The 4,523-nt window shown below is 74.1% G+C and carries 4 protein-coding genes; 3 read left to right on the top strand and 1 reads right to left on the bottom strand.

The features are described from left to right. Positions 1-555 precede the first annotated feature (555 nt). Positions 556-1,290, bottom strand: coding sequence for a response regulator transcription factor (locus ACFXGA_RS39095; RefSeq protein WP_378097904.1), 735 nt, complete (start codon positions 1,288-1,290; stop codon positions 556-558). Between the two features lie 138 nt (positions 1,291-1,428). On the opposite strand from ACFXGA_RS39095, the gene ACFXGA_RS39090 reads away from it, so the two are divergent. From ACFXGA_RS39090 to ACFXGA_RS39080, 3 genes are read left to right on the top strand one after another with little or no spacing between them, the layout of a single operon-like run. Beyond that, positions 1,429-2,565 (top strand): outer membrane lipoprotein carrier protein LolA, encoded by a 1,137-nt coding sequence (locus ACFXGA_RS39090; protein ID WP_378097901.1) that lies wholly within the window; start codon positions 1,429-1,431, stop codon positions 2,563-2,565. Further along, positions 2,562-3,575, top strand: a complete 1,014-nt coding sequence (locus ACFXGA_RS39085) for an ABC transporter ATP-binding protein (RefSeq protein WP_378097899.1) — start codon at positions 2,562-2,564, stop codon at positions 3,573-3,575. Before ACFXGA_RS39090 ends, ACFXGA_RS39085 begins: the two co-directional genes overlap by 4 nt. Beyond that, positions 3,572-4,405, top strand: a complete 834-nt coding sequence (locus tag ACFXGA_RS39080; RefSeq protein WP_378097896.1) for an ABC transporter permease — start codon at positions 3,572-3,574, stop codon at positions 4,403-4,405. Before ACFXGA_RS39085 ends, ACFXGA_RS39080 begins: the two co-directional genes overlap by 4 nt. Positions 4,406-4,523 lie beyond the last annotated feature (118 nt).

The following is a 4,523-nucleotide window of genomic DNA, read 5'->3' as shown; positions in this document are numbered from 1 at the left end:
CGGCCGGCACGGGCAGGCGCCGGCCGCGCGGCAGCTCGGCCGCGGCGAGCCGCATCCGCTCCACGGGCCGCAGCGACGACCGCACGGCCAGCCACGTCGCGATCCCCACCAGCCCGGCGACGAGCACGGCGGCCAGCGCGAGCCAGCGCGTGCCCAGCCGGTTGGCCTCGCGGTAGCCGACCAGGGTGTCGCCCGCCACGTGCAGTTGCGGTGTGCCGTCGGCGGCGAACTCGACCCGCCCGATCCACCGGTGCGCGCTGGGGCCGTCGATGCGCAGCACCCGTTCACCGGCCTTGAGCGCCCGGATGTCGGCCGGGGTCAGGTCGGGCCGCGGGCCGCCGTCGAGCGGGTTGCCCGCGGTGTCGAGCACGCGGACGTCCTCGGCTTCGGCCAGCTCCAGGTCCACCGCGTGGACCTGGACCATCCCGATGAGCCGCGGGGCGAGCAGGGTGAACGCGAGCAGGCACAGCAGGGCCACGCCGGTCGCCACGACGGTGATGCGGAACCGCAGCGTCCGCCGCAGCCACCAGCGGTGGGGCCACCACCGGCGCAGGTTCACCGGCGTCGGGTCCCGGCCGACCCGATCGCCGCGTCGAGGTCGGGGGTGGAGGCGAGGTAGCCGTGGCCGCGCACGGTCCGCACGACCTCGCCCGCGCCCATGGCGTCGAGCTTGCGCCGCAGGTAGCCGACGTACACCTCGACCGCGTTGCGAGTGGCGGCCTGCTCGTCGCCCCACACGGTGCGCAGCAGCTCGTCCTTCGTCACGACCGACCCGGCCCGCCCGGCCAGCACGTCGAGGACCGCGTACTCGCGCGGCGACAGCGACACCGGCTCGCCCGCCCAGCTCACCTCGCGCACCGCGCGGTCCACGACCAGGTCGCCGAGCTTGAGCCGGCGTCGCCCGAGGTCGGCGGAGTTGCGCCGCAGCAACGCCCGGACCTGCGCCACGAGCACCACGAACGAGAACGGTTTCACCAGGTAGCCGTCCGCGCCGAGGTCGAGGCCGTCGGCCTGGTCGACCTCGCCGTCCTTGGCCGACACCATGAGCACGGGGGTGCGCACGCCCTCGGCGCGCATCCGCTGGAGCACCCGGTAGCCGGACAGGCCGGGCAGCATGATGTCCAGCAGCACCACGTCGAACGCGCCGGTCAGCGCCACGCGCAGGGCGTTGGGGCCGTCGGCGGCGGTGACCACTTCCATGCCCTCCGCGGACAGGCCGCGTTCCAACGCGCGCCGCACGCCGATCTCGTCGTCCACTACCAGCACCCGTGGTCTCACGCCCACCAGCATGCCCCGTGAGGAGGACAATCGGCTCGGGAGTCTCAGTGCGCTCTCAGCCTCGGGGCCGCTCTCAGCGTGGTCTCAGCGCCGCCGGTGGAGGGTCTGTGTCGTCGGGTCGCACGGGGCTGCCCGGCAGGAGGAGGGGACATGAACCGCAGAAGGGTGACCGTCGTGGCGGCGGCGGTCGGCGTGGTCGCCGGCGCGACGGGGCTGGGGCTGCTCGCGATGCCCGCCGGGGCGGGGCCCGCGCCGGTGCTGCCGGACGTGACCGCCGAGGCGCTGGTCGAGTCCGTGCTCGACGCGAAGCCGACCGCGTTCGGCGGCACCGTCGACGTGGACAACGACCTGGGCATCCCGGCGATCGCCGGCGTGCCGCAGCTGTCGGACGGCGCGAGCAGCCTGCGGATCTGGACCGACGGCGAGGGCCGGGTCCGGGTGCAGCTGCCCGGCGGCGACTCCGAGCGCACGTTCGTCGACGACGGGCAGACGGGGTGGCTGTGGAACTCCGCCGAGCAGACGGTGGCCAAGCTGCCGCACGGCTCGTTCCAGGACGCCAAGCCGGACCTGACCGGCGAGGCGAAGGCCGCGCCGACCGACCCGGTGACGTTGTCCCGGCAGGTCGTGGCGGCGATCCAGCAGTACAGCGACGTCACCGTGGACGGCACCGCGCGGGTCGCGAACCGGCCGGTGTACGAGCTGGTGCTGACGCCGAAGCCGACCGAGAAGACGGTGCTGCGCGAGGTGCGCGTGGCGGTCGACTCGGAGCTGCGGGTGCCGCTGCGGGTGGCCGTGCTCACCAACGGCACGGACGCGCCCGCCGTCCAGGTCGGGTTCTCCGAGCTGAACGTCGGCCCGCAGGACGCGTCGCTGTTCTCGTTCACCCCGCCCCCCGGCGCGAAGGTGACCGAGCCGCAGGCGCAGGAGCCGTCGGCGGAGGACAAGGCCGCCGCCGAGAAGGCGTTCACCGAGGCGAACCCGCAGGTCATGGGCGAGGGCTGGGACGTCGTGCTGGCCGCCCGCGTGCCGCGTGACGCCCTCGCCGGCCTCGCCGACCGCCAGGAGCAGAACGGCCGCGAAGGCCGGTGGCAGCACCGCGGCGAGGGGCAGGACATCGACGTGCAGGGCCTGCTGGACCAGGTCGGCAAGAAGGTGAGCGGCGCCTGGGGCTCGGGCACGCTGATCACCACCCGGGTCGGCGGCGTGCTGATCGCCGACGACGGCCGGGTGGCCGCGGGCGCGGTGCCGGAGCAGGTGCTGGTGGACGCGATCGGCCAGGTCAAGTGACCACCTCGACCAGCGCGCGGGTGGAGCCGGTGGGCGCCGGCTCCACCCCGGTCCTCGCGGCCCGGACGCGGGGGCTGCGCAAGGTGTACGGGCGGACGGTCGCGGTGGACCGGGTGGACCTGGACGTGCCGAGCGGCGCGGTGCTCGGGATGCTCGGCCCGAACGGGTCCGGCAAGACCACCACGATCCGCATGCTGCTCGGCCTCGTGCGGCCGACCGAGGGGGAGGTCGAGCTGCTGGGCCGGCCGCTGCCCGACGGCGTCGCCCAGGCGTTGCCGCACGTCGGCGCGCTGGTCGAGGGTCCGGGCTTCCACCCGTTCCTGTCGGGGCGGGAGAACCTGCGCCGGGCGGCGGCCTTCGAGCCGCTGCTGGCCACCGGCGACATCCGGCAGGCCGTGGAGGACGCGCTGGAACGGGTCGGCCTCGCCGCCGCCGCGCACCGCCGCTACCGGGGCTACTCGCTCGGCATGAAGCAGCGGCTCGGCCTGGCCGCCGCACTGCTGGTCAAGCGCAAGCTCATCGTGCTGGACGAGCCCACCAACGGCCTGGACCCGGCCGGCACCCGCGAGGTCCGCAAGGTCATCGCCGACCTGCACGAGGCCGGCAGCACGGTCGTCGTGTCGTCCCACCTGCTCAGCGAGATCGAGGCGACCTGCACCCACGTCGCCGTCCTGCACCGGGGGACCGTCGTCGCGCAGGGCGAGCTGGCCGAACTGCTGCACGCCGACAGCAGCTCGCTGCTCGTCGTGACACCGAACGTGGACGAGGCCCTGAACGCGTTGCGCGCCGCCCGGATCTCCGCGCGCCCCATCGAGGAGGGCGTGCGCGTCGAGCTGATCGGCGCCACCGCCCCCGCCGTCGTGGAAACACTGGTGAAGGCGAACGTCCCGGTGCACGAGGCCCGCCGCCACCGCACGGGCCTGGAAGACCTGTTCGCCCGGCTCACCGAAGCCGAGGAGACCGAGCACAACCTGTCCGCCGTGGACACGATCGAGGAGGGCGTCCGATGAGCGCGCTGGTCGCCACCCGCGCCCCGCTGGGCCGGCAACTGCGCTCGGAACTGCGCTGGATCATCCGCCGCCCGCGCACCGTCATCGGACTCGCGTCGCTGTGCCTGGTCCCGATCCTGGCCGGCATCGGCCTGTGGTTCGCCGCCGACGGCGACGGCCCCGCAGGCCCCGGCCTGGCCGCCATCATCTCCGGCAACGGCCTGGTCCTGCCGGTGTTCACGCTGTTCCTGGCCCTCCCCCTCCTGCTGCCCCTCGTGGGCGCGATCTGGGCGGCGGACGGCCTGGCCGGCGAGTCCCAGCACGGCACGCTGCGCGGCCTGATGATCTCCCCCGTCGGCCGGCTGCGGCTGCTGGGCATCAAGGCGTTCGGCGTCGCCACGATGACCCTCTTCGCCGTGACCCTGATCGCCCTCGTCGGCGCCGTCACCGGCGTGGTCCTGTTCGGCGGCGACGGGATGCTGACCCTCTCGGGCAACACCCTGTCCGTCGGCGCGGCCCTGGGCCGGATCGTCCTCACGATCCTCCTGGTCACCGTCCAGGTCTGGGGCGTGGCCGCGATCGCCCTGGCCATCTCCGCCTGCACCGAGCACCCGCTCGTCGTGATGGCCGCGACGATGGCCGGCGTCATCGTCTTCGCCGTCCTGGGCGTGTTCAGCGCCCTGGACTGGCTGCACCCGTACCTCATCACGTCCGCGTGGGACGGCCTGATCGACGTCATGCGCGACCCGCTGCCCACCGAACAGCTGTGGCGCAGCACCGCCCTGGCCGGCTGCTACGTCCTGATCGGCCTCTCACTGGCCGCGATGCGCCTGGCCACCAAGGACAACTGACCTACACACCCGGCCAACCAGCCACACAACACAACAAGGGTTCCGTGTCATCCCGCCGACCTGGCGCAGCCCTACCGCGCGTGTCAAGGGGGCGCTTCCAGCCCTACCGCAACAGTGG

The sequence above is a fragment of the Actinosynnema sp. NPDC059335 genome (genome assembly GCF_042752395.1).
Classification (GTDB): Bacteria; Actinomycetota; Actinomycetes; order Mycobacteriales; family Pseudonocardiaceae; genus Actinosynnema.
The sequence above is the reverse complement of the archived record's forward strand: the minus strand, read 5'-3'. Positions and strand labels throughout refer to the sequence as shown.

Coding starts and splice junctions, on each gene's coding strand:
- ACFXGA_RS39095 (WP_378097904.1), bottom strand. CDS start 1,290: ATGCTGGTGGGCGTGAGACCACGGGTGCTGGTAGTGGACGACGAGATC.
- ACFXGA_RS39080 (WP_378097896.1), top strand. CDS start 3,572: ATGAGCGCGCTGGTCGCCACCCGCGCCCCGCTGGGCCGGCAACTGCGC.
- ACFXGA_RS39090 (WP_378097901.1), top strand. CDS start 1,429: ATGAACCGCAGAAGGGTGACCGTCGTGGCGGCGGCGGTCGGCGTGGTC.